16 protein-coding genes and 2 riboswitches are annotated in these 23,676 nt (G+C 38.4%); of the genes, 13 read left to right on the plus strand and 3 right to left on the minus strand.

Going from position 1 to position 23,676, the window contains the following annotated elements; translation table 11 throughout:
- Positions 1 to 83: 83 nt before the first annotated feature.
- The 7 genes from rlmD to QNH17_RS02165 all read left to right on the plus strand — a co-directional run bounded on the left by rlmD (position 84) and on the right by QNH17_RS02165 (position 9,158).
- On the plus strand, positions 84 to 1,472 hold the full coding sequence (gene rlmD / locus QNH17_RS02135) for a 23S rRNA (uracil(1939)-C(5))-methyltransferase RlmD (protein WP_283877180.1): 1,389 nt from the start codon (positions 84 to 86) through the stop codon (positions 1,470 to 1,472).
- 410 nt (positions 1,473 to 1,882) lie between these two features.
- Positions 1,883 to 2,644 carry a DeoR/GlpR family DNA-binding transcription regulator gene (locus QNH17_RS02140; RefSeq protein ID WP_283877181.1) on the plus strand — a complete coding sequence of 254 codons (762 nt, stop codon included), beginning with the start codon at positions 1,883 to 1,885 and terminating at the stop codon, positions 2,642 to 2,644.
- 387 nt (positions 2,645 to 3,031) lie between these two features.
- Positions 3,032 to 4,000 (plus strand): ABC transporter substrate-binding protein, encoded by a 969-nt coding sequence (locus QNH17_RS02145; RefSeq protein ID WP_283877182.1) that lies wholly within the window; start codon positions 3,032 to 3,034, stop codon positions 3,998 to 4,000.
- Between the two features lie 103 nt (positions 4,001 to 4,103).
- Positions 4,104 to 5,666: a sugar ABC transporter ATP-binding protein gene (locus QNH17_RS02150; RefSeq protein WP_283877183.1), complete on the plus strand. Its 1,563-nt coding sequence runs from the start codon at positions 4,104 to 4,106 to the stop codon at positions 5,664 to 5,666.
- Positions 5,663 to 6,640 (plus strand): ABC transporter permease, encoded by a 978-nt coding sequence (locus QNH17_RS02155; RefSeq protein WP_283877184.1) that lies wholly within the window; start codon positions 5,663 to 5,665, stop codon positions 6,638 to 6,640. The genes QNH17_RS02150 and QNH17_RS02155 overlap by 4 nt, the downstream gene beginning before the upstream one ends.
- A 285-nt stretch (positions 6,641 to 6,925) precedes the next feature.
- A riboswitch (TPP riboswitch) is annotated at positions 6,926 to 7,040 on the plus strand.
- Positions 7,041 to 7,184: 144 nt separating this feature from the next.
- The gene (gene thiC, locus QNH17_RS02160; RefSeq protein WP_283877185.1) at positions 7,185 to 8,969 is read left to right on the plus strand and encodes a phosphomethylpyrimidine synthase ThiC; all 1,785 of its coding nucleotides are present in this window, start codon (positions 7,185 to 7,187) and stop codon (positions 8,967 to 8,969) included.
- 21 nt (positions 8,970 to 8,990) lie between these two features.
- A complete protein-coding gene (locus QNH17_RS02165) occupies positions 8,991 to 9,158 on the plus strand; it encodes a serine protease (protein ID WP_283877186.1) in 168 nt (55 codons plus the stop codon).
- A 416-nt stretch (positions 9,159 to 9,574) separates the two neighbouring features.
- On the opposite strand, the gene QNH17_RS02170 is transcribed toward QNH17_RS02165, so the two are convergent.
- The 3 genes from QNH17_RS02170 to QNH17_RS02180 all read right to left on the minus strand — a co-directional run bounded on the left by QNH17_RS02170 (position 9,575) and on the right by QNH17_RS02180 (position 11,957).
- A complete protein-coding gene (locus QNH17_RS02170; protein ID WP_045522495.1) occupies positions 9,575 to 9,754 on the minus strand; it encodes a small acid-soluble spore protein H in 180 nt (59 codons plus the stop codon).
- A 124-nt stretch (positions 9,755 to 9,878) separates the two neighbouring features.
- Positions 9,879 to 11,276: a sensor histidine kinase gene (locus QNH17_RS02175; protein WP_283877187.1), complete on the minus strand. Its 1,398-nt coding sequence runs from the start codon at positions 11,274 to 11,276 to the stop codon at positions 9,879 to 9,881.
- Positions 11,277 to 11,282: 6 nt separating this feature from the next.
- Complete coding sequence (locus QNH17_RS02180; RefSeq protein WP_283877188.1) at positions 11,283 to 11,957, minus strand: response regulator; 675 nt, start codon at positions 11,955 to 11,957, stop codon at positions 11,283 to 11,285.
- Between the two features lie 375 nt (positions 11,958 to 12,332).
- On the opposite strand from QNH17_RS02180, the gene QNH17_RS02185 reads away from it, so the two are divergent.
- The 6 genes from QNH17_RS02185 (at position 12,333) to QNH17_RS02210 (ending at position 23,587) form a co-directional block, all read left to right on the plus strand.
- Positions 12,333 to 13,070, plus strand: a complete 738-nt coding sequence (locus tag QNH17_RS02185) for a hypothetical protein (protein WP_283877189.1) — start codon at positions 12,333 to 12,335, stop codon at positions 13,068 to 13,070.
- A 194-nt stretch (positions 13,071 to 13,264) separates the two neighbouring features.
- Positions 13,265 to 15,352, plus strand: a complete 2,088-nt coding sequence (locus QNH17_RS02190; RefSeq protein WP_283877190.1) for a glycoside hydrolase family 88 protein — start codon at positions 13,265 to 13,267, stop codon at positions 15,350 to 15,352.
- Positions 15,353 to 15,365: 13 nt separating this feature from the next.
- Positions 15,366 to 17,336, plus strand: a complete 1,971-nt coding sequence (locus QNH17_RS02195; RefSeq protein ID WP_481858561.1) for a beta-propeller fold lactonase family protein — start codon at positions 15,366 to 15,368, stop codon at positions 17,334 to 17,336.
- 645 nt (positions 17,337 to 17,981) lie between these two features.
- Entirely contained in the window at positions 17,982 to 18,311 is a 330-nt protein-coding gene (locus tag QNH17_RS02200) for a hypothetical protein (protein ID WP_283877191.1), read from the plus strand.
- A 332-nt stretch (positions 18,312 to 18,643) separates the two neighbouring features.
- A riboswitch (cobalamin riboswitch) is annotated at positions 18,644 to 18,825 on the plus strand.
- A 178-nt stretch (positions 18,826 to 19,003) separates the two neighbouring features.
- A complete protein-coding gene (metE, locus tag QNH17_RS02205; RefSeq protein WP_283877192.1) occupies positions 19,004 to 21,295 on the plus strand; it encodes a 5-methyltetrahydropteroyltriglutamate--homocysteine S-methyltransferase in 2,292 nt (763 codons plus the stop codon).
- A gap of 120 nt (positions 21,296 to 21,415) precedes the next feature.
- Positions 21,416 to 23,587, plus strand: coding sequence for an outer membrane protein assembly factor BamB family protein (locus tag QNH17_RS02210; protein WP_283877193.1), 2,172 nt, complete (start codon positions 21,416 to 21,418; stop codon positions 23,585 to 23,587).
- The last annotated feature ends 89 nt before the right edge of the window (positions 23,588 to 23,676 follow it).

A 23,676-nucleotide genomic window follows, 5' to 3' on the forward strand; every position in this document is an offset into this window, starting at 1 on the left:
GGCTCTTTTCCTGAGCAAGTTTCGCAATCAACCATGCTTTGTGTTACAATCTTAGCAGTCAAAACGTGCAAAGGAAGAAACGAATGAGCAGAATCGTACCGGTTAATAAAAATGATTTTATAGATGTAGTGTTTGAAGATTTAACCCATGATGGGTCGGGTGTAGCCAAGATTGATGGCTACCCGTTATTTGTTCCCAATGGACTGCCTGGCGAAAAGGCAAAAGTGAAGGTCATTAAGACGGGTAAAGGGTATGGATTTGGGCGGTTGGTGGAGCTTTATGAAAAAAGCCCTGACCGGGTCGAGATTGAGAGCAGTGATATTCATAAATATGGAGGCTGCCAGCTCGAGCATATTAGTTATGAAGGTCAGCTAAAGTACAAGGAAAACCAAGTTCGTCAGGTACTTACACGGATCGGTAAACTAGAGGATGTCGTTGTACATCCCATTTTAGGAATGGACCAGCCCTTTCATTACCGCAACAAGGCACAGGTGCCAGTGGGGGAAAAGGACGGCAAACTAATTGCTGGCTTTTTTAAACCAAGAAGCCATGAAATTGTTGATACGAACGAAAGTGTCATTCAACTGCCTGAAATTAATGAGGCAGTAAAGACGGTGAAGGAAATTTGCAGTGAGTTAGGGATTCTTGCCTATCATGAGGAATCACATAAAGGTGTGCTAAGACACATTATGGCCCGATATGGTAAGCAAACAGGCGAACTTATGGTGGTCATTATCACAAGGACGGCTGACCTTCCGCATAAAGACAAGCTAGTGGAGCAAATAGTAGCGCGGCTCCCGAAGATAAAGTCGATTATCCATAATGTGAATTCCAAACGGACCAACGTGATTATGGGGGCGACAACGAACGTGTTATGGGGGAACGAAGTCATATACGACTATATCGGCGATGTGAAATTCGCAATTTCAGCCCTGTCCTTCTATCAGGTTAATCCTGTTCAAACAAAGGTTTTATATGATAAGGCGCTTGAATACGCGGATCTTAGCGGAGAAGAAAGTGTGATTGATGCCTATTGCGGGATCGGGACGATTTCTTTATTTTTAGCACAAAAGGCACGGAAGGTATTTGGTGTAGAGGTAGTTCCAGAGGCGATTGAGGATGCCAAGCGAAATGCCGCATTAAACGGAATGGATAATACCGAGTTTGCTGCTGGGGAAGCCGAGGTTGTCATTCCAAAGTGGTATAAAGAAGGGAATGTCGCTGATGTCTTGGTCGTTGATCCGCCACGTAAAGGCTGCGACGAGGCTTTGCTGCAAACGATCATCGAGATGAAGCCGAAAAAAGTCGTTTATGTATCCTGTAATCCAGCTACCCTGGCGAGGGACCTGCGGATATTGGAGGACGGAGGATACAAAACGGTGGAAGTGCAGCCAGTTGATATGTTTCCGATGACGACGCACGTCGAATGCGTCTCGGTTATGATTTTAAAAGAAGAGGCAGGAACCAAGTAAGGGATTTCCTGCCTCTACCACAAACAAGGAGTTACTCCCTAAATGGAGAAACTCCTTTTTCCCATTTAGTTTTATTTTTAGAACTTATACTTCAATTTTTCTTTTTCAAAACTACTTTCATTTCTCTCAAATCATCCCCATTCGAAGCCCTTACTTGTGTTTACTTCTAAGTTTTACTTAGTCAGAGTGTTCCCATAATAAGTATAGTCTACCGTATACTAATCTTCGAAAATCAATAGCTTTTTTATTTTAATTTATATTTTAAAATTTTCGCAATTCTTTAAATTTATATTGTAAATTGGTAAAAAAGCACATATAATCAAAAATGAGCATAAAACGTCAAATTCATTCAAAAGTGAGCTAAAACAGTCAAACGGCGCATTTTAAATGAATGGGAGGGAAACAATTCTGTGTACGGTATAGAAAGAAAGTCGGCCATACTAGAGTTACTAAACAAGAATGCTAGAGTAGATGTACAAGAATTAAGTCAACACTTCGACTTGTCTGAATCAACAATTCGTAGGGACTTAAAGGAACTAGAGGAAGCACAATTGTTAAAAAGAACGCATGGTGGGGCTGTCTTGTTCAAAAGTGTAACCTTCGAACCGACTTACATTGAGAAAGAAGTGCAGTTTCAAAAAGAGAAAAGGGCTATTGCAAAGGAAGCGGCTAAGCTTATTGAGAACGGTGAAAGTATCTTGCTCGATTCGGGTACGACAACTTATTATCTTGCTCAAGAACTAAGAAACTTTTCTAGCTTACAGGTAGTTACCAATTCAATATTATGTGCCAACGAATTAAAGGATGTATCGGGAATTGAAGTCTTATTATGTGGTGGTTCTCTGCGTTCAGAAACACTAGCGTTGGTAGGTCCATTGGCTGAAAACAGCTTTAATCAAATTTGTGTAGACAAATCGTTTATTGCTACGAATGGCGTTGATGTAGAAAATGGCTTAACCACCCCAAATTTAACTGAGGCATCAACGAAAAGGAAGATGATTGATTGTGCGGAAAAGGTTATTCTCATCACTGATCATACCAAAATAGGTCAAGTAAGCTTTGCGAAGTTTGCGGAGATTCATGAGGTAAATTATTTAATAACCGATAGTGCCGCAAAAAAGACTGTGCTTAGCCGCATTGAGGAATCAGGAGTTTCTGTTCGCGTAGTCTGACTTTTCCCCCAACGTAAGGATCTAATATCAGATAAAATTAAAAAGTGAAGGCGTTTAAATGAAAGCGTTTTAAAGAAATATCCACATCATTTTTAGGGGGTGGTGCTTATAGAGTTGTGAAAATAAAAGAAGGAGATTTTAATCGTTTAAATTACTTTTTCTTTGGGAGAGAAAATGAAAGAATCACAAAAAAGGTTACGAATTAGGGCAACCACGACCAAATGGAAAAAAGCCCCAAATCATAACCCTGCCTGAGTATATCTAAAATTAATACTAATTTTAGCACTCATTTTTATAATACGAAATTACAGATTTTTTTACAAGAATTGTGTTTTGCTAGAAGTATTTATTACTTTACATAACTATATTTAGGAGGAATTACAAACGATGAAAAACTTTAAAATTTTTAACATAGTATTATTAATTTTAACTTTATGCTTTTTAGGTGCATGCAGTAATAATGAAAGCGCTTCTAATTCTGGTAAAACAGATGACAAGTCTAATACTGAAAAAAAGCTAAAGATTGGTTTAACAGTTCCAAATTTAAGTAATCCATTCTTTGTAGCAATGTCTAAAGGGGCTAAAGAAGTTGCTTCTAAGTATAATGCTGAAGTAACGACTGTAAGTGCCGATCAAGATCTTGCTAAACAAACTGCACAAATTGAAGACTTTATCACAAAAAAAGTTGATTTAATATTATTAAGCCCATTTGATTCTGCTGGCATTGCTGGTGCAGTTAGTGAGGCAAAAGCAGCAGGTATTCCGGTTGTTGCTCTTGATGGATTTGCAGAAGGTGGCATTGACACAGTGGTTATGTCTGATAACGTTCAAGCAGGTAAATTAGCTGCGGAGTACCTTGTTAAACAACTTAATGGAAAAGGTAATATTGTTATTATTGATGGACCTCCTGTTTCAGCAGTGACAGACCGAATTAAAGGTTTTAACGAAGTAATTAAAAAATATCCAGAGATCAAGGTTGTTGCTAAACAAAATGGTGAGGGTAATCGTGAAAAGGCTCTTACCGTAATGGAAGGGACACTAACAGCAAACAAAAAAATCGATGCAGTATTTACAATAAATGATGAAGAGGCTGTTGGAGTACAAATTGCTCAAGAACAAGCTAGTAGACAAAAGGAATTCTTTGTCGTAAGTGTTGACGGTGCGCCTTCTGCTGTTGATGCGCTGAAAAAAGGCGGAAGCTTTGCTGGTACTTCAGCACAATTCCCAAATCAAATGGTTATTGATGGTGTTGCCTTAGCATTAAAAGTCATTGATGGAAAGAAAGTTGACTCAAAAGTTCTTATTCCAACTAAATTTATCACTAAAGATAATGTTAATTCCTATAGTGGCTGGTAATTGACTTCCCTCTAGTGGAGGTAAAATATGGTGCTCTCTTTGGAGCACTATATTTATATCTAAGTAAAATAGGGCTTAAAAAGAGACTTAGGGAGTGGCGCTAATGGCAGTATTTCAGGTTCAAGAACAAATAAATCGTCGTCTACCAGAGAGTCAGTTACCCATCCTTAGGATGAAGGCGGTTACGAAGAAATTTTCCGGTGTTAAGGTGTTGCAAAACGTTAATATCGAACTCTATAAAGGGGAAGTTCATGCCTTGATGGGGGAGAATGGTGCAGGGAAATCTACGTTAATGAAGATCATGGCTGGTGTGTATCAGCCTGATGGAGGAACAATTGAATATAAAAGTCAAGAAGTACATTGGAATAATCCAATGGAGGCAAGAAATAAAGGGATCAGTGTTATTCACCAAGAAATAAGCCTTTCACCTAATTTGTCCATTGGTGAGAATATTATGATGGGGACAACATTTAAGAAAAATAGGCTGGGCCTAATAAATTGGAATGATATTTATGAAAGTGCGGCCCAAGTATTAAAATCCATAGGATCTTCCTTGGATCCTCGAGCGGATGTTTCCACCTTAAGTGTGGCCCAGCAACAAATGGTAGAAATTGCTCGAGCCTTATCACTTAACTCTGAGATTTTAATTATGGATGAACCAACGGCATCTCTGACAGATAAAGAAATAGAAAAGCTTTTTGGCATCATTGAAGAATTAAGAAGAAAAGGCGTAGCTATTGTTTATATCTCTCATCGAATGGATGAGATTTTTAAAATTTCAAATCGCTTTACAGTTCTTAGGGACGGTCATTGGGTTACAAGTGGACCAATTTCGGTTACAAATCCTGAGAATCTAGTAAAACTTATGGTAGGAAGAGAGTTAAATGAGCTATTTGTAAGAGAAAGAATCGAAAGTATTGATAGGTCTGAACAAAAACCTGTCCTTGAGTTAAAAAATGTCTCTGACAAGAAGTTTGTAAAGGGGATATCGATGAAAATCTACCCTGGAGAAATTGTGGGCTTAGCAGGCCTTGTCGGTGCGGGACGGACTGAGCTGGTAAGAACAATCTTTGGATTATCCGAACTGTCAGAGGGTCAAATAATTTTGGATGGCCAGGAGGTTCATATAAAAAGTCCTATTGACGCAATAAAACTTGGCATTGCTCATGTTCCTGAGAGCAGGAAGGAACAGGGGTTATTACCAAATTTATCTGTAAAAGAAAATATACTGATGGCACAATTGCCAACCTATCGTAAATTTAAACTATTGCAGTATAAGCAAATGAATCGTGATGCGGATCGATACATTAAAGAACTTGGAGTAAGAACGGCATCAAAGGAACAAAATGTTATGGGCCTTAGCGGAGGAAATCAACAAAAGGTTGTTATTGCTAAATGGTTATCTATAGGTCCTAAAATACTGCTGCTTGACGAACCGACCCGGGGTGTAGACATAGGTGCAAAGACTGAGATTCATAAAATCATAACTAAATTAGCAGAACAAGGGCTTGCTGTATTGATGATTTCTTCTGAATTACCAGAAGTATTAGGAGTTAGTGATCGGATTTTAGTGATTCATGAGGGGAAACTCAGAGCTGAACTATCTCGTGATGAAGCTACACAAGAAAAAATTATGTACTATGCTACAGGAGAGGTTAAACAATGAATACAAACTTACAAACGTCAAGTCCATCCGTAGTTTCATTCAGGGAACGGTCAAAACAGATTTTTAATCAGCTGGGCATGGTAATCATTCTTGCCTTATTAATCATCGTTATGATTATTGTTGCACCGAATTTCACGGACTCAAGTAATATCTTAAACGTACTAAAGCAGAGTTCAATCACTGCTATTCTGGCAGCTGGGATGACTGTAGTTATATTAACAGGAGGAATTGATTTATCGGTAGGCTCAACCCTTGCATTAAGCGGTGTTATATCTGTATTACTATCAAATGCCGGAACTCCTCCAGTTATCGCTATGTTAGTAGGAGTTGCGGTAGGATATGTTGCTGGGGCTATTAATGGATTTTTAACAGCTGTACCTAAGTTGCCTGCCTTTATCGTGACGCTTGGAAGTATGACCTACCTGAGGGGGTTGGCTTATGTTATAACCGGAGGATATCCTGTAGTTTTGGCATCAAAGCAGTTCAAATTCATTGGTGCAGGTGAAATTCTGGGGATTTCTACTCCTATTTATGTGATGGCAATTGTTTATATCATCATGATAACTGTTTTAAAGAATACGATGTTCGGGAGACATGTTTATGCTATTGGCGGTAATGAAGAAGCTGCACACCTTACAGGGATTAAAGTTAATCGCACCCTGATTAATGTATATTCCATCAGTGGCTTATTGGCCGGTGTTAGTGGCGTTGTGATGGCAGGACGTTTGTTCTCAGGGCAGCCCATGGTAGGAATAGGATTTGAGCTAGATGCGATAGCAGCTGTCGTACTAGGTGGTACTAGTTTTGTAGGGGGACGTGGCCGTATACAAGGAACTATCATTGGGGTTTTGATTGTGGCTGTGTTAACGAATGGAATGACCTTACTTAACGTGGATTATTACTGGCAACAAGTTGTAAAAGGGATAGTTATTGTTATTGCCGTCCTTCTTGATAGATTACGAAGCAGAACTTAAATTAGTTCTTTCAAATAACAAGCCAGAAGAGTAGTCTTCTGGCTTAATAAATTCTAGACATTGCCAAAACGAATGGCGTATTTGTTGAGAAAAAGGAGCTACAGGACGCTTTCAATAATAAGATTGAATTTTGTTTTATTGATCCAACTTTGGAGGAAATAAAATAGGCAAACAGTAAGTGGGGAATTTATTTTTACCTTATATCTAAACACGACTTTATTACTTTAAATAATATTATGTATTTCATTTTAACCGATACTCATATATAATGTAGCTTAAATGAATATAAATAACTAGGGGTGTCCAATAAGTTGGGCTGAGAAAGAAACACGATGAAGTTTCTTGACTCTTGGGACCTGATCTGGATCATACCAGCGTGGGGAAGTTAGAATAGACAATCTTCAATGCAACTATACTTCTGCATACATTTTAGCCGGGTCCAACCATTTATGGTCCCGGCTTTTTGATGTACTTTTATACGCTTATTCACTTGTTATGTTCTGTATCTCGGCCTTTATATTCAAAAAAAAAGGAGAGATTTATTATGTCAACGACTTCATTAAACGAACAAAATATTTCCATCATGTCTAGTTTTCCAGGAAGTAAAAAAGTATATGTAACAGGTTCGAGATCCGACATTAAAGTACCAATGCGTGAAATTGAGTTAAGCCCTACTACGGGTACGTTTGGTGAAGAGGAAAACCTTCCAGTACGCGTGTATGATACAAGCGGTCCTTATACGGATCTAAATTATTCTGTTGATATTTCAAAAGGTCTTCCTGCCATTCGAAGCACATGGATTCATGAACGAGCAGATGTTGAAGAATATGAAGGTCGAGAAATTAAGCCTGTAGATAATGGGTATAAGGATGAAAAAGATCCTCGTGCCAATCATAATGTGTTTCCGGGTTTGAAGCGCAAACCATTACGTGCAAAAAAAGGGAAAAATGTTACACAGCTTCATTATGCAAAAAAGGGAATTATTACTCCTGAAATGGAATTCATCGCAATAAGGGAAAATATGAAACCTGAATTTGTGCGTGATGAAGTTGCAAAAGGTCGAGCGATCATTCCTTCTAATATCAATCATCCAGAGTCAGAACCTATGATAATAGGACGTAATTTTCATGTTAAAATTAACGCGAATATCGGTAACTCTGCTGTTTCATCATCCATCGAACAAGAGGTTGAAAAAATGACATGGGCGACACGCTGGGGTGCTGATAATATTATGGATCTATCAACAGGTAAAAACATTCATAAAACAAGAGAATGGATTATTCGAAACTCAGCCGTTCCTGTCGGCACCGTCCCCATTTATCAAGCACTTGAAAAAGTAAATGGTGTTGCTGAAGATCTTACATGGGAGATTTACCGTGATACCTTGATTGAACAAGCGGAGCAAGGTGTTGATTACTTCACAATTCATGCTGGTGTTCTTTTACGATATGTTCCACTAACGGCAAAACGATTAACAGGGATTGTATCCCGCGGTGGTTCAATCATGGCACAATGGTGTTTACACCACCATAAAGAAAGCTTTTTATATACTCACTTTGAAGAAATCTGCGAAATAATGAAATCTTATGATGTTGCATTCTCTTTAGGGGATGGTTTACGTCCTGGGTCTATCGCAGATGCGAATGATGAAGCGCAGTTTGCAGAATTAGAGACTCTTGGAGAGTTAACAAAAATTGCTTGGGAACATGATGTACAGGTGATGGTTGAAGGACCTGGTCACGTACCAATGCACCTTATTAAAGAAAATATGGATAAACAACTAGAAGTGTGTCAGGAAGCACCATTCTACACACTTGGACCTCTTACAACTGATATAGCACCTGGTTATGATCACATTACATCTGCTATTGGGGCTGCCATGATTGGTTGGTATGGAACAGCTATGCTTTGTTATGTAACGCCTAAAGAACATTTAGGTTTACCGAATAGAGAGGATGTTCGTGTAGGGGTTATTACATATAAAATTGCGGCCCATGCTGCTGATTTGGCAAAAGGACATCCAGGAGCACAAAAAAGAGATGATGCCTTATCAAAAGCTCGTTTTGAATTCCGTTGGAGAGATCAGTTTAATTTATCTTTGGATCCTGAACGAGCGATAGAATATCATGATGAAACTTTACCTGCGGAAGGTGCAAAAACAGCTCATTTCTGTTCAATGTGTGGACCAAAATTTTGTAGCATGAGAATCTCTCAAGATATTCGTAATTATGCGCAAGAAAACAAACTTGATACGAAGGAAGCTATTGAAACAGGTATGAAGGAAAAAGCTAAGGAGTTTAAGGTATCTGGGGGCAGCATATATCAGTAACTTTCTTGGGAGGTTATTCGGATGAATGTTCAAAAGATTAAAGAGGAAATTACCCAAATGAAAACTAGCCTTGCTTTTTTAGAGGAGCGTTTAAAGGAGATTCAGCAAAATTGTGATCATCGTTTTGATGGCGATCAATATTATGAAAAATGTTTGAAGTGTTATAAGGTAAACGTATTATATTATTAAACAAAAAACTCGAAAAAAAACACTCTCAACAAGAGGGTATTAAAAAGATAGCCATGTAACCTTACCTTGATTAATAATCGGGTAAGGTTTTTTATTTTTCTCAATAAAATTCCGTAGTAAAAACTATTAATCACTTATTATTATTACAAATGTAAGAGAAGGTAATTCGCCATTATTAGGATTTTTATATCACATTCCAGAAACAGGGCATGACTATGACTATTGTGAATATGATGAGGTATATCTTACAGAATGTTTTTTAGAAGGCTCTGTTAAATAGTATTGGTGATTTTCTCCTTAAATTAATAGAACTGGTTCGTTAGAAAGCGATAACAGTCTTCGTGGAACTAGAAAACACCACTCTGAAGTGATGTTTTCTTAGAAACAATGCTTTCACTCGGAGGAAATTTACCTAATCAATGTTCTACCAGGCTTGATACAGAAACACTTTGTTTATTATTTGGTTCATCTAGAGGATGGATTGTAGTTGTTCCGTTTTGTTGATCTACATGCTCAATATAGATACGTGTTCCGTTATACGTTACATTAGCCATAGTCGGTGAATTAGTAATTTCTTGTGCTCGTTGTACGTCCATGTCACGACCTCCTTTCCGTATTAAAGCCATTTTAAGTATTTCCTCTGAACTACTTGTTATACGACTATTTTAGAAATGAAGTTATTTGATTACCTTTTTTTTACTGGTTCAGTCTGTTTATTCATTAACAAACAGGCAGCTTTACAGTTATACTCGTCCCTTCATCTGGCTTACTACGAACCTCAATCGTTCCTCTATGAACATCTACAATCCATTTACATAAAGACAATCCAAGCCCAGTTCCTCCATGACTCCTTGATCTGGAATCGTCCGCGCGATAAAATCGCTGAAAAATAAAAGGCAAGTGTTCCTCTGAAATCCCGATCCCATTATCAATTACATTAATATAAATGAATTTTTCCGTCCTGTTTGCCTTGATTTCCACTGTGCCACCTTCTGGTGTGTACTTAAGCGCATTTTCAATCAAGTTTATAAATAATCTTCGTAAGAGATCTTCATCCCCGAATAAAATGAATGGATCGGGTATTTGAATATGTAATTCAATCTGTTTTTTCATTTCCAATGAAAGTAAATGATTCCTAACATTTTGGAATAAGAGCATTCCGTCAACGGTTTTTCGCTCTATCAGATTTGAATTAGAGGTATTTCTCGATAAATATAAGAATTTTTCTACCATATCAGATAAATAGATGACCTCTTCCAAAACAGCATACAGGACGACTTTATATTCCTCTTCAGATCTATTTCTATTTAAGGCAACATCCAATTCTCCTCGCATAATTGTTAAGGAAGTACGAAGTTCATGAGAAACATCGGAAGTAAACTGCTGAATTTGCGTGAATGAGCTTTCTAGTCTGTCAATCATATGATTGAGAGTTTTAGATAAACTATACAATTCATCTTCCGGCCCTTCGATAGGCAGCCGTTCGTGTAAACTGGTTGCAGTAATGGTATTAGTCGTACTGATAATTTGATGAATCGGCTTCAGAGTTTTTTTCGAAATCAACCATCCCATCACGATGGATATTCCTAGGAATACAAAATTAGAGATGATAATAATGTTCCGCAACTGATCAATGGCGAAATGCCGTATCGTGTCGTTAGTAGCAACCGTAATTCTGTATGTCAATTTATTTTCTGAAATCAGTTGCATGGACATCGCACGAAGCGGTATCCCATTTAGCTCAGGATCCCAGCTGAAGGTATTTTCGTCCATCTTCTTTAAAGTTTCTGAATCGTTGATGAGTTGACCGTACAAATTTCGAGATTCAGCAATGATTTCCCCTCGATCAGTTTCAATTGTCCAATAGATCTCTTCTTGATTTACGCTTTCAAAACTTCGCAATCGGTTGATGTGTTGTTCGATTTTAGAATATGAATCCCCTTCCTCCAAACAATAGGCAATCAAACCAAGTTCTCTGGTAAGAATCGAATCGACTTCTTTGGTTACCATTTCAGAAAATGTAAAATATAAGAATCCACTAAATAGGAATAAAATGAATATAAACATAATCGAATGCCAAATCGTAATTCTCCATACGATACTTTTTAAAAACCTCATGATGGTTTATTCTTCACTTTTGATTATATAACCAATACTATATACCGTTTGTATTAGTTTAAAATCAAAGTTTTTATCGATTTTATTTCTTAAGTGATTAATATAAACATCAACTACATTGGTTCCTATGTTATAAGCATCCGTCCAAACGCGTTCTAGAATTAACGTTCTAGATAAAATCTTACCGGCATTTCTCATCATAAATTCCAAAATAGCATATTCCTTATTGGAAAGGAATATATGGAGTCCCCCTCGAGTTACCTCTCTCGTAGAAGGATTCAACGTCAGATCCGCTACCTGTAAAAGAGGTGATGCCAGTTTTTGGTCTCGTCTTAATAGACACCGTATACGTGCTAATAACTCCGTAAAAGCAAACGGCTTTGTCATATAATCGTCCGCTCCTAAATCGAGTCCATCTACTTTATCTGCCACGGAATCTTTAGCACTGAGAATGAGAATAGGAATATTTTTTCCATTCAACCTTAGTTCCTTAATCAATCGCATTCCATTTTTCTTCGGAATCATTAGGTCGACAATTATAAGATCATATTCTTCTGCAAATGCGAGTTCAGAAGCGATTTCACCATCGTTCGCCACATCTACAACATAATGGTGTTCTCTTAATCCTTGCGATATAAAACGGGCTACCTTTGACTCATCTTCAACCAATAACAACCTCATGTACATTTCCCCTAACAAACTCATTCATTTTATATAACGATAGTGATAATCATTATCAATTATTTTATAATAATATCTTAAATTATCACTCTTTTTTGGTCAATCAGGTAATAGTTTCCTTTTGAAATTCAACTAAAACAACTCTTCTCATTAAGCAACATGATAATTTGCTCATTGAGATTTTATCTAAACTGTAAGATACCTTAATTGAAAATAATCATAACCAAGTGACTTGACTAGAAATATTAAATTTTTTTAATTTTATTTTAAATAGTTTTTAAGAACTTTTTTATAATATATCGCCAACGGTTAAAAAGTGATAATGATTATCATTGTCACTTTTGCTTCGATCAATATATATTTTGGAGGGGGCTTATGATGCAAAATCAAAATAATTTAGGAAAACATTTTTTTCATAATTTAGTCGTTTTAATGCGCATTCTATTTGGAATAGGCTGGCTTTTAGCAGGAGTAACGAAGATTTTAGGTGAAGGGGGTTCTTCAGGACATTCTTGGTTTACTCAACCAGGAGTATTTCTAAGTGATTATCTGATGAATACATTAGATAAACCCAATGTGCCAGAGTTTTATAGATTTTTTATAGAAGAAGCAGCCTTGAAGCAAGTAATGGCTTTAAATTATGCCATTCCCATCGTTCAGGTGACGGTTGGTTTGTTTCTCATCGCCGGGTTTATGATACTTCCATCCATTCTGGCGTGTCTCTTTATGCATATTAACTTTCTCCTTTCAGGTAATATCAATATAATGAGCCTTACCCTTTATACAAGCGCATTTGGATTGTTACTTAGTGGAAGAAAAATGTATCGTTTAAGCTTGGATAAATATTTCAAGTTAAATCAGTTATTGAACTTAACTATTAATAAATCCAGAGATTTAACGATTCCTAAATTTAAAGAAATGTATCCTCAAGACGACCTTAAAAAACTTTTGCAAGACAGTATGAACGAGGTTGTAAGTTCTATAGAAAAAGCACAGGTGTCCCAAAATGAGCGGATCGAACAATTTATCACTTATATTCAAGAAACTTACTTTAGTGAAAATAGTCATATTGAAAAAGAAAAGCATGTAAAATCATTAATTCGTCAAGAATAATATCATTTTGGCACCCTTATAGACCATTTTTTATAAGGGGATGTGAAAATAAATAGATTATGAGAAATAACTTAATTACGTAAATGAAGCTAACTTTAATTGATAATGATTTTTATTATCAATTAAAGTTAGAAAATGACATAATAATCATTTTTCAATTATAGAGTCATAAATTAAGGGAGTGAAGAACGATAATGAGAACACTACCATGGAAAGTGATGACAACATTCGCATTGGCTACATCGCTTTTATTAACGAGTGCCTGCTCAAACGAGAAGTCAATTGCAAAAAAAGATACAAAAGCGGAAACGGAAACAGAAAAAAGCAGCGTATCTGTTCCAGTGATAGATTATAGGTTTGATACAGCGGCGAATATGTTTGCTTATGCAGAATTTGAGCTCTCCGGAGAGCCCTTAGTAGAAGGTCTTGGCTTAGATTTAGATGTTCTTGATGTAAGAAAGCTTGATCAACCATCCAAATTTGACTACACGTCAGGTGTAGAATCATATGAATATTCAGAAGAAGCGATGTATGAAGTGACGGAGAAGTCCGGAATGGGCATACATTTAATCCACGGCCCGGCGGTTGCAGAATTAGCGAAGAAAACAGGAAAAGACGCACCAACTATGCTAGGTGAACGTTTTTATGAACTGGCAGACAGTGTCGGTTATCCAAAAGATGAATTGTTTAGGAATATGTTTCCAACATTAATTGAATATTCCTCTGGTGACCCGCACTACATACAAAATGTGGATACAAAGGATTATGCAGAAAATGACGATGACTCTTATGTCCCAATGTATCAGGTGAATTTTGAAACGTTGCGCTGGGGTCGGGCAAAGATGGACAAAACGTTAAATCCGTCAGCATATGGAGCAACCTTCTTGAAGCAGGCTCTTTGGTCTGGAGACTTTATGGGAGGCTTACATAAAGTAGACAGCGATGAAGAACTTGAAGCGACATCACCGAAAGATGATGATGACGCAAACATCGCGTTAGGGGTTAGTTCAGCTGATGGGATGCAGGGAGCCATTCTGACGGAACAAATTTGGAACAAGTTGGCCTACATTCGCGAAGGATTATTTTATGATACAGCTAAAAAGCAACTGACGGCTGGGACTGGAAGCAAATATAATCCAGCAAATGGCTTTGTTTATTTGCCGCACCAAATCGAGGTCGTGGAAGACGGCCATAATGAGATGCCAAGCGCCAAACAATTGACCGTAAAAGATGCACGAAGCATGCTGCAAGATCAATGGCTGATGCTGTGGCCGGCATCCGAATTTTACGGCATGACAGATCAGCGCCCGGAAAACAAAGCGCAAAACCCGGCGTTTTTAGCCGCATTTGACGGTAAACCGTTTCCGAGTGCAGTTAAGGAGAATGTAGATGGTTCTGCTGCCAACGATGTAAAGGCATCTGATCCTTATTCCATCAACCGCGATGTGTTGCTGCAAGTCTTTAAAAATATCGATGCCATGCACTTTAACAATGAAGCGGGAGCTTTTATCGATCAACATGACGGAAAGACACAGGGAGCTCATGTAGATACATTTCAGGCCGGATACACGACAGAGGCGCTGCGAATGTTCCAGCGTGCGATTGACGGTCTTCCTGTCGGATACGCCAATGGTGAGGATGCAAAAGGATTAGAGACTGAAGAAGGAAAGCGTGCTCTGGAAATGATTAAAAAGCAAGCCGACTTTATCATCAATGAGTTAAAACGTGAAGATGGGCTAGTTGCAAACGGATATACGATCGGAAAAGGTAAGGACGATACAGAGCCAACTTTAGATGCACAACTAGGAGCGATTAGAGGCTTGACTGGGGCATTCTTAGCAACGAAAGAAACGAAGTACCGCGATGAAGCACGTGAATTATACCAAGCGATGGATGAGAAAATGCTCGATAAAGAAACCAATTTATATTACACAAGTAAAGATGAAATGGAATATAACCCCATGACCGCAGGGGCTTTATCAGCTGTCTTCCGTGTTGCTTTAAATAACTTATACAATGCGGACGGAGACCAAGAGACGCTGTCATCTCTGGACCGTGAAACGATAATCTCCCGCTATGTTTCTTTTTACGATACGGTTATTGACGGGCCATCGTTACAGGAAGGAATGCAGGCAAGTGAGTTCTGGGATACAGGAGATGCTTATATTGATGGTAAAAAGCTTGGGAATACCGACAAAGACAATGTTCCGCAAGTGCAGGCAGGGCACGGGAAATATGGGATTGCGCCTATTTTAGTGAATGTAGAAGTGAAGAAACGGTAAGGAAGGAAATATTATGTGGTGGAAGAGACTCTTGCAATTAACAATTTTATCTGCAACGGCCATTATCGCTGTAAGCTGTATGCCGGAACAAATGGCCACGAACAAAGAGGTCCTTCGTGACCATGCGGTTCATAGTGATAATATGGTGCTAAATGACAAAGGTGATACACTTTATGTGGCCAATATAGATGTAAATACCATATCGATTCTTGATGCAAAAACGAAAAAAATACAAGCGGAAGTTTCGGTCGGAAAACAACCGCAGCAGCTAACATTAAGTCCCGATGGCCAATTCGTGTATGTCTCGTGTTTATTTGATAATCAGGTAGACGTCATTTCCACAAAAAAGAGGAAGGTGGTCGACTCCATTGAGGTTGGCATTCAACCATTTGGGCTTGTCACAAGCCCAAATGGTGAAACACTTTATGTAGCAAACTATCAGTCTGGTACTCTATCTATCATTGATACCAATGAGAGGGAAGTAAAGAAGGAATTAAAAATTGGTGACCGTCCTAGAACGGTTGCCATGACCAAGGATGGGAAAAAGCTATATGTTCCTCATTATTTAGATGGCCATATCTCTGTCATCGATACAGAGGCAGACAAAGTGACAAAGACTATTACCTTGGCTAATTCACCGGATCAGACTAACCGTAAGAAAAGCCAGGGAATTCCTAATACTTTTGAGCAGTTTGTGATATCGCCTGATGGGAAAAAAGCGTTTGTTCCACACTTGTTAACGAATATCGATACCCCAATTCATTTTCAAGAGACGATCTTTCCTGCGGTGTCCGTTATCGATTTAGAAAAAGACGAAGAAATCGTAGATGAGCGAAAAGAGCTCTTTGACGAAATGAAAATACGGGATGTAAAAAATGAAACCATCATCGTAGCGAACCCATATGATGTAGCCTTTCAGCCGGATGGCAGCAAAGCCTATGTGGTGATGTCGGGCAGCGAAGACCTTGTCGTTTTTGATTTAACACGTGGCGGAAATGCGACCCAAATTTTGCGGCGCATTAAAGGAGATAACCCACGGGGAATTGCCATTTCAAAAGATGGCCAGACACTATATGTTCATAATGCGATGAGTCATAATTTAGCGACGATTCAAACAGGGGGAGACAGCCCTTATGCACGGGCCACTATGTCAGGGGAACCTATAAAACTGATTAAAAAAGATTCTCTGTCAAAAGAGGTGCGGGAAGGTAAAACAATATTTTACAGTGCAAACAGTGATGAATTCGCCACAAGCATAACGGGGAACAACTGGATGAGCTGTGCTTCGTGCCATGCCGATGGGGACATGAATCGCTTAACGTTAACGACGGCAAAAGGTCCACGTAATATTCCAAGCAATGTGGTGACGACAGAAACAGGGCTGTTTTTGTGGGACGGGTCACGCAATGAGTTTACGGATTACATTCATACTGTTCAAGGCGAAATGGGAGGCATGATGGAACTTGATCCTGCCAAACCGATCCCAGAAGATGTACAGCACATGTATGATGCACTCCTGGCTTTTTTGCAAGATCCAAACTCGTATCCTCCTCCTCAAAGTCCTTTTCGGAAGAAAGATGGCAGTTTAACAAACACAGCCAAAGAAGGAGAACGGTTGTTCAACGGAAAAGGAAACTGTCTCAGCTGCCATGGCGGGGAGTTCTTCACTGACAGCGGCAAGGCTGTGAATGGAGAAGGAGAGCTGACGGAACGAAACACAAACTTTCTCCATGATATTGGAACAGGAAGCAAACTCGACGTGCCTTCAAAAGGAGATGCACGCGGTCAATATCAGAATCCGCGTGATGGCAAAAGGTTTGATACTCCAACTTTAAGGGGTGTTTGGGCAACTGCTCCGTATTTTCATGATGGCAGCGCAAAGACCATAGAGGATGCGATTGAACGTCATGGAAATGACAGCATTCCGAAGCTATCAACATGGGAAGTGAACGCCATTGCCGAATATATTAAATCGATTGAATAATAGAAACCTGTCGTGAAAGCGGCAGTTTTTTTTAGTAACGAAAGTATAAACGGTACTCAATTAATGGAGTGCCGTTTTTTTGCACAGAAATATGTTTTATTAATTTATTTACCGATAAATTCGTAATATCCGAGCTAGACGAAATTTCATCCAACAAGTTTTTTAGATGTTCAATTTCCTCTAAATTGTCTTGTTTCTCTAGGAGGTATAGCAACTGTTTAATGATTGCCGAATTTGTTCACATAATTGTAGAAAAGCTTTTGAAAAGACTAAATTAATAGGAATTCTAATGTGATATTATTTTATCTGTAGGAGGTAGCAAAATGGAAGCATGACAAAAAAATAATAGTTTTTCATTTGGACGTTTCTGTCCTCTATCATTTTCCCCAACCAAACAATGATTTTATGAAAACCTCGAAGAATAAATCCAACTAGTAAATTTTGCGAACGTTTTCTAATAACCATCTTATTGAATCCACACTTTTTTCTGCTTTAACATCCATTCTTTCCATATTTTTTCGGATAAATTGTTTTATAAAAATAGACCCGAAGGCATAGGTCTGTTTTGTAAACATATTATCATTTAAAAGTTTCCCTAGACTATGATTTCTGGTACGTAAATTATATCTGAAGGAGGATAATTTAATGGGTCACGATATATCAGGATATAATAAAGCAGGGCATGAAATTGCTTATGCTCGTTTTAGCATGGGGAATTATAATGCTATCATACTGTATGATTTACTTGATGCAAATAAGTACTATGCAGGAGTTAGTGGGTCAGGAGGCAGTTCTATCTTTTCGAAACAACAAATTGAAAAGGCTGTCAATGCCTACAAACAATTTTTTAACAATGGTGAGTCCTTGTCAGAAAGTGACTCCTTACCTTGGGACCAAAAACAAATCCTGGATTTTATCAAAAATTGTTTAGCAACGGCAAAGATAGAAGGCAGTGTAAAAGTATATTTTGGCTAATGTTTTAAATGGGTTTTAACTGTGGACTTAAAGAGCCGAGCACTCAAGGCTCTTTTTTCTTTTTGCAAAAAAAAGAAAATGGATCAGAGTATAAAACTAGAAAAAATATCATTATATCATTTACAAAATCAATACTTTCACCTACTCTACAACAAATAAACTTGTGATTACTATCGAAACAACCCTTGAGAAAAAGGATCAGAAGATAGAGGAGCAAATACGGAAGGAAGTATCAAAGCAATTGGTGAATAAATTGTGTGCCATAAGTTCGGGGCTCTTTTTCAGAAAATTATGTACACCAAATTATTAATATGTTATAGTTAGTGAAAATTCCATATCGTGTAAGAATTGGTGCCAAGCTAAGGCTTGGCTTAAAAGGGAAGAACGGTGTAATTCCGTCGCTGTCCCGCAACTGTAAATCGGAGTGAATCACAAATACCACTGTCTATTCGACGGGAAGGTGTGAGGAACCATGATGATAAGCCAGGAGACCTGCCAAATTCCAGTACACACCAAATACCTACGTGGAAATAGGTGGTGACCTTCATTTGTACGACTAACGAGTTATGAGCAGCATTGTTTATGCATGCTGTTTAGCTAAACTTTAACTTGATTGTAGAGCCATTTCCATTTTGTGGAGATGGCTTTTTTGTATTTGGGAATTTTGTAACTATAAAAAGGAGGAATGAAAAATGAATTTAGTTAGTACAGCTATTGGTTACCCGTATATTGGTGATAACCGGGAGTGGAAACGATGTCTAGAATCTTATTGGAAGACAGCGATATCAGAGGAGCAATTCAGTATAGATATGAAAACGATTCGCTTAAATAATTTGAAGCGCCAGCAATCATTAGGCTTGGATTTACTAACAGTTGGAGATTTTACCTTTTATGACCGGATGCTAGACCATGCGGCAATGTTCGGAATGGTTCCAAATCGTTATCAGTGGACAGGTGATGAAGTAAATCTATCAACCTATTACGCAATGGCACGAGGAGCAAAGAATGTAGTAGCATGTGAAATGACAAAATGGTTTAACACAAACTATCACTACATCGTCCCTGAGTATGAAGGCCAGTCATTAAGATTAACGAAGAATTACATATTAGATTATTTTCTAGAAGCCAAACAGGATTTAGGTCTAATTACAAAGCCTACCTTAATCGGTCCTTTTACTTTTGTGAAATTAGCGAAAGGATACGATGCCAAATCGAAAGCATTGTTTATTTTAAAACTCCTACCACTCTATGTACAAGTATTACAGCAACTTGTAAATGCAGGCGCCCAGTGGATTCAAGTGGAAGAACCCGCACTAGTCCTTTCACTTACAGCGGAGGATGTAAAACTAGTCCAAGAGATTTACAAACAATTAGCAGCACAAGTACCGGCTGCCAAAATCATGTTACAAACCTATTTTGAAGGATTATCAGCGTATGAAGAACTATCTCAATTACCGGTTGCTGGGCTTGGTCTTGATTTCATCCATGGTTCTGAAGAGAATATGACCTCACTTCGAAAATACGGCTTTCCCCAAGACAAAGTATTAGGAATTGGTATCATCAATGGACGGGATATTTGGCGGGCAAATTTGGCTGAAAAAGCATTCAATATAAAAGCTGTTTTATTATTAAGCGGTGTAAATGAAGCTTGGATTCAGTCATCATGTAGTTTGCAGCATGTACCTGTGACGACGAAGGCAGAAACACGTATTGATGCCACATTAAAAAATGCCCTATCATTTGCAGATGAGAAAATTGTGGAGCTAACACAGTTAACAGCCTATGTGTGTGACGAGGCGTGTCCAGGAAATAAGAGTGTGTCAAAAAGTATGAAAGCGACCCAAGCATTAGAACAGCATGAGGCGCGGAAAAATGTACGTGTGAAGGAGCTTGAGTTACAAGTAATACCCGAACATTTTGCCCGTCCATTGACATTTAACGAACGCCAGCCTTTGCAGAAGGAGGCATTAAAATTACCAGATTTTCCAACCACAACGATTGGCAGTTTCCCTCAGTCGGATCTAGTAAAACGTAAACGAACAGCCTGGCGGAAAAAAGAACTTACTGACGCTGCATATGCAGTGTTCTTGGAGGAGGAAACAGCTCGTTGGATTCAAATTCAAGAAGAGATTGGACTGGATGTTTTCGTACATGGTGAATTTGAGCGAACGGATATGGTTGAGTACTTTGGAGAAAAGCTAGAAGGTTTTGCTTTTACAGAAAAAGCATGGGTGGTATCCTATGGTTCACGCTGTGTCAAACCACCAATTATTTATGGTGACATCGAGTGGACCGCTCCAATGACCGTGAAGGAGGTAGAAGCTGCCCAGCAATTAACGTCAAAATATGTGAAAGGGATGTTAACAGGTCCTGTCACCATCCTAAATTGGTCTTTTGTCCGTGATGATATTTCACGTGAACAAGTAGCCAACCAACTTGCTTTAGCGCTGAAAGAAGAGATAAAAGCGTTAGAAGATGCAGGCATTGTCATTATTCAAGTAGATGAACCTGCATTACGTGAAGGATTGCCATTACGCCAAGAAAAATGGGCGGACTATTTAGCATGGGCAGTCAATGCCTTTAAGTTAGCTACTTCCAGTGTGAAAAATGAGACCCAAATTCATACCCATATGTGTTATTGCGAGTTTAATGACTTTATTAAACCTATTCGTGCCCTTGATGCAGATGTTATTTCAATCGAAACGTCTAGAAGTCATGGGGAGCTAATTCAATCTCTTAAGCAAAATCCATACGAACTTGGGATTGGTTTAGGAGTGTACGATATTCATAGTCCACGAGTGCCAGGTGTAGAAGAGATCAGTACAATATTAAAAGATAGTTTAGCGGTTATTTCAAAAGAACAGTTCTGGGTTAATCCTGATTGTGGTTTAAAAACACGTCATGAAGAAGAAGCCATTGCATCTCTTAAAAATATGGTGACTGCTGCCCGGAAACTCCGCCAACAGCTGCATCAAACGGTTTAAATCATTAGAGCCTTTTCCATTTTTAGAAAAGGCTCTTTGGGTTGTTTAATTAAACATCACCACCTAGGCAAATGTGCATAAAATGATGAAAGCACAATAATGGAGGTGTGATGTTCCCAAATGATGTTCAATCATTATTATAGAAATAATCCGTTCGATATTTATAGACAATACAAGCAATTACAGGCTCAAAACGAACAATTAAGAAAAAGAATAAAAGAATTAAAGCGACTTGTAGGGAATCAGAATTTAAGGGCGAATGACCAAAACTGGGAAATGCATTTGGCCGACCAGGGAAATACGAATTTTTCTAGTGCCATCTTGCCTGCTGATTTGACGTTATTGACGTTAAAGAAAGATCCATTTAATAATGCTTCTGCATTATTTAGTGTAAATCAAAATCAACTGTATTCGGTTGAACGAATCTCGAAAAAAATACTCTCTGCCACCGACTTGGATACTTATAAAGAGAGATGGAATTTTTCAATAGAAGAACAGAATGGGTTTCTTGATTTAATAGCAAGAGACGGAGTAATTTACGCTTCAACGATGACAAAAATTTATGCGATTAAAGATAACGGAAGCGCTCCACAGACACTTTGGACCGTTGATAGCTTTGCGAATCGCCTTTTAATTGACCAGAATACGTTGTTTTATTTAACAAGAACAACTGAAGGTTTGAATGCAATTGGTACGGTTGATGTAACTACGGGTCAAAGAAAGTGGACATATCCCCTTAAATTCCAAGAGCAGTTGGAAGGAGTTTTCGCTGCTGGCGATAACCGACTGTTTGCAAATATACGGAATCCAGTTCAAATGACATCCAAAATGTATGCATTCGACACCTCCACAGGCACGGTGCTTTGGACATATAATCTTGACTCAAGTTTGCCTATTTATGGGGCCCCTGTCTATAAAGACGGGAAGCTTTACTTCGAAACGAAACCGGCGACGACAAGAAATATCTGGGCATTGGAAGGCGCAAGTGGAAGAACATTATGGAAGTTTAGCCCCACGGGTATGTTTACACAACCTCTATCTGTAACGAGTGATTCTTTAATTGTCCTAGATGAGACCAATATCATCTCGGTAGACAAAAATACCGGAGTGCAAAAATGGAAGACCTTGTATGCAGAACAGTTTGTTGCTGGTGGACTTCAGACCGTTAAAGGGTCAAGTGGAATGGTCGTAGCCTCTGATAAAATTATTTTGGCAAATTACAACAAAATAAAATTCTTTAATATCGCAAATGGTCAGCTGATTTATTCAACTCTTCAGCTGACACCAACTACTGGCGCATCTGGCTTGCGGCCAATCGGCGTCATCAAAGACACGATTTTTGTAACAGAGACGAATCAATTTCTATATACGTACGCCGTTCCAAAAACATCCCAGTTAGATACAGAAAAGCCAACGGCAACAATCGATTTACCAGCAGTCAGCCAGCTTACTATGCAGGATGGGAAGAACCAAATTAAAATTCCCATTACCATCAGTGAAACCGCAGATATGGATGTAACCATTGTGGATGAAAGCGGCCAGCTAGTTCAGACCATTGGGTGGGGACGCCACTTGAAGGGTACATCCAATTTTTATTGGGATGGAAAAAACAGCCGTGGCTTTAATGTAATCCGTGGAAACTACTATCCAATTGTAAAACTTACAGATCTTGCTGGGAATAAGAATGAATATACAGCACGTGACAAATCCATTCTGATTACAGAAGGTTTTGGTTTAACCTTGAAAAATTCCAATTTGCGCTCGGCAGCCACCACTCAAAGCACTATCCTAACAACAATCCCCGCTGGTTCAGAAGTGATTATAACTGGAGAAACGGGTGATTGGTATCAGATTGAGTACAGGATTATAAGCGCGGTTCTAAAAGGATATGTCTCCAAACCATTAATCAAAGTTCCAACCAATCAGGAGATTCAAGCAATCGAAAATGCTAAGACAAGGACAAACGTCAATGTTAGATCCAATCCTGGAACTCAGTATGATACAAAGATTGTGCTCCCGATGAATACAGATATAATAATATATTCCGCAATCGGAGACTGGTATTCAATAGAATACAAGAAAGACATCAATACTCCGGATTCTGGGTATGTTGCAAAATTTACTGTAACCCTTCCAACAGTATCAACCGTTGAATACACTGTTGTTGCTGGAGATTCGCTTTGGAAGATAGCTCAGAAGAATGGTGTAACGATTGACTCTATTGTCAAAGCCAATAACCTCGATCCCAATCAACCAATTTATATTGGACAAAAACTGACCATAGTGAAATAATCCTTTTTCAGGTAAAGGTGAAGGGCAGAGTATATATGAAAGGGATGTATAAGAATTTATTTGACATTTCTAATCGAAGTGTTAACATT

The sequence above is a fragment of the Neobacillus sp. SuZ13 genome, assembly GCF_030123365.1.
Lineage (GTDB): Bacteria > Bacillota > Bacilli > Bacillales > Cytobacillaceae > Neobacillus.

Bases quoted from the DNA above. Each gene is read 5' to 3' on its own strand.
- QNH17_RS02195 (WP_481858561.1), top strand. From the start codon at position 15,366: ATGTGGTGGAAGAGACTCTTGCAATTAACAATTTTATCTGCAACGGCC.
- QNH17_RS02150 (WP_283877183.1), top strand. From the start codon at position 4,104: ATGGCAGTATTTCAGGTTCAAGAACAAATAAATCGTCGTCTACCAGAG.
- thiC (WP_283877185.1), top strand. From the start codon at position 7,185: ATGTCAACGACTTCATTAAACGAACAAAATATTTCCATCATGTCTAGT.
- metE (WP_283877192.1), top strand. From the start codon at position 19,004: ATGAATTTAGTTAGTACAGCTATTGGTTACCCGTATATTGGTGATAAC.
- QNH17_RS02175 (WP_283877187.1), bottom strand. From the start codon at position 11,276: ATGAGGTTTTTAAAAAGTATCGTATGGAGAATTACGATTTGGCATTCG.
- QNH17_RS02200 (WP_283877191.1), top strand. From the start codon at position 17,982: ATGGGTCACGATATATCAGGATATAATAAAGCAGGGCATGAAATTGCT.
- QNH17_RS02145 (WP_283877182.1), top strand. From the start codon at position 3,032: ATGAAAAACTTTAAAATTTTTAACATAGTATTATTAATTTTAACTTTA.
- QNH17_RS02210 (WP_283877193.1), top strand. From the start codon at position 21,416: ATGATGTTCAATCATTATTATAGAAATAATCCGTTCGATATTTATAGA.
- QNH17_RS02155 (WP_283877184.1), top strand. From the start codon at position 5,663: ATGAATACAAACTTACAAACGTCAAGTCCATCCGTAGTTTCATTCAGG.
- QNH17_RS02165 (WP_283877186.1), top strand. From the start codon at position 8,991: ATGAATGTTCAAAAGATTAAAGAGGAAATTACCCAAATGAAAACTAGC.
- QNH17_RS02170 (WP_045522495.1), bottom strand. From the start codon at position 9,754: ATGGACGTACAACGAGCACAAGAAATTACTAATTCACCGACTATGGCT.
- rlmD (WP_283877180.1), top strand. From the start codon at position 84: ATGAGCAGAATCGTACCGGTTAATAAAAATGATTTTATAGATGTAGTG.
- QNH17_RS02185 (WP_283877189.1), top strand. From the start codon at position 12,333: ATGATGCAAAATCAAAATAATTTAGGAAAACATTTTTTTCATAATTTA.
- QNH17_RS02190 (WP_283877190.1), top strand. From the start codon at position 13,265: ATGAGAACACTACCATGGAAAGTGATGACAACATTCGCATTGGCTACA.
- QNH17_RS02180 (WP_283877188.1), bottom strand. From the start codon at position 11,957: ATGAGGTTGTTATTGGTTGAAGATGAGTCAAAGGTAGCCCGTTTTATA.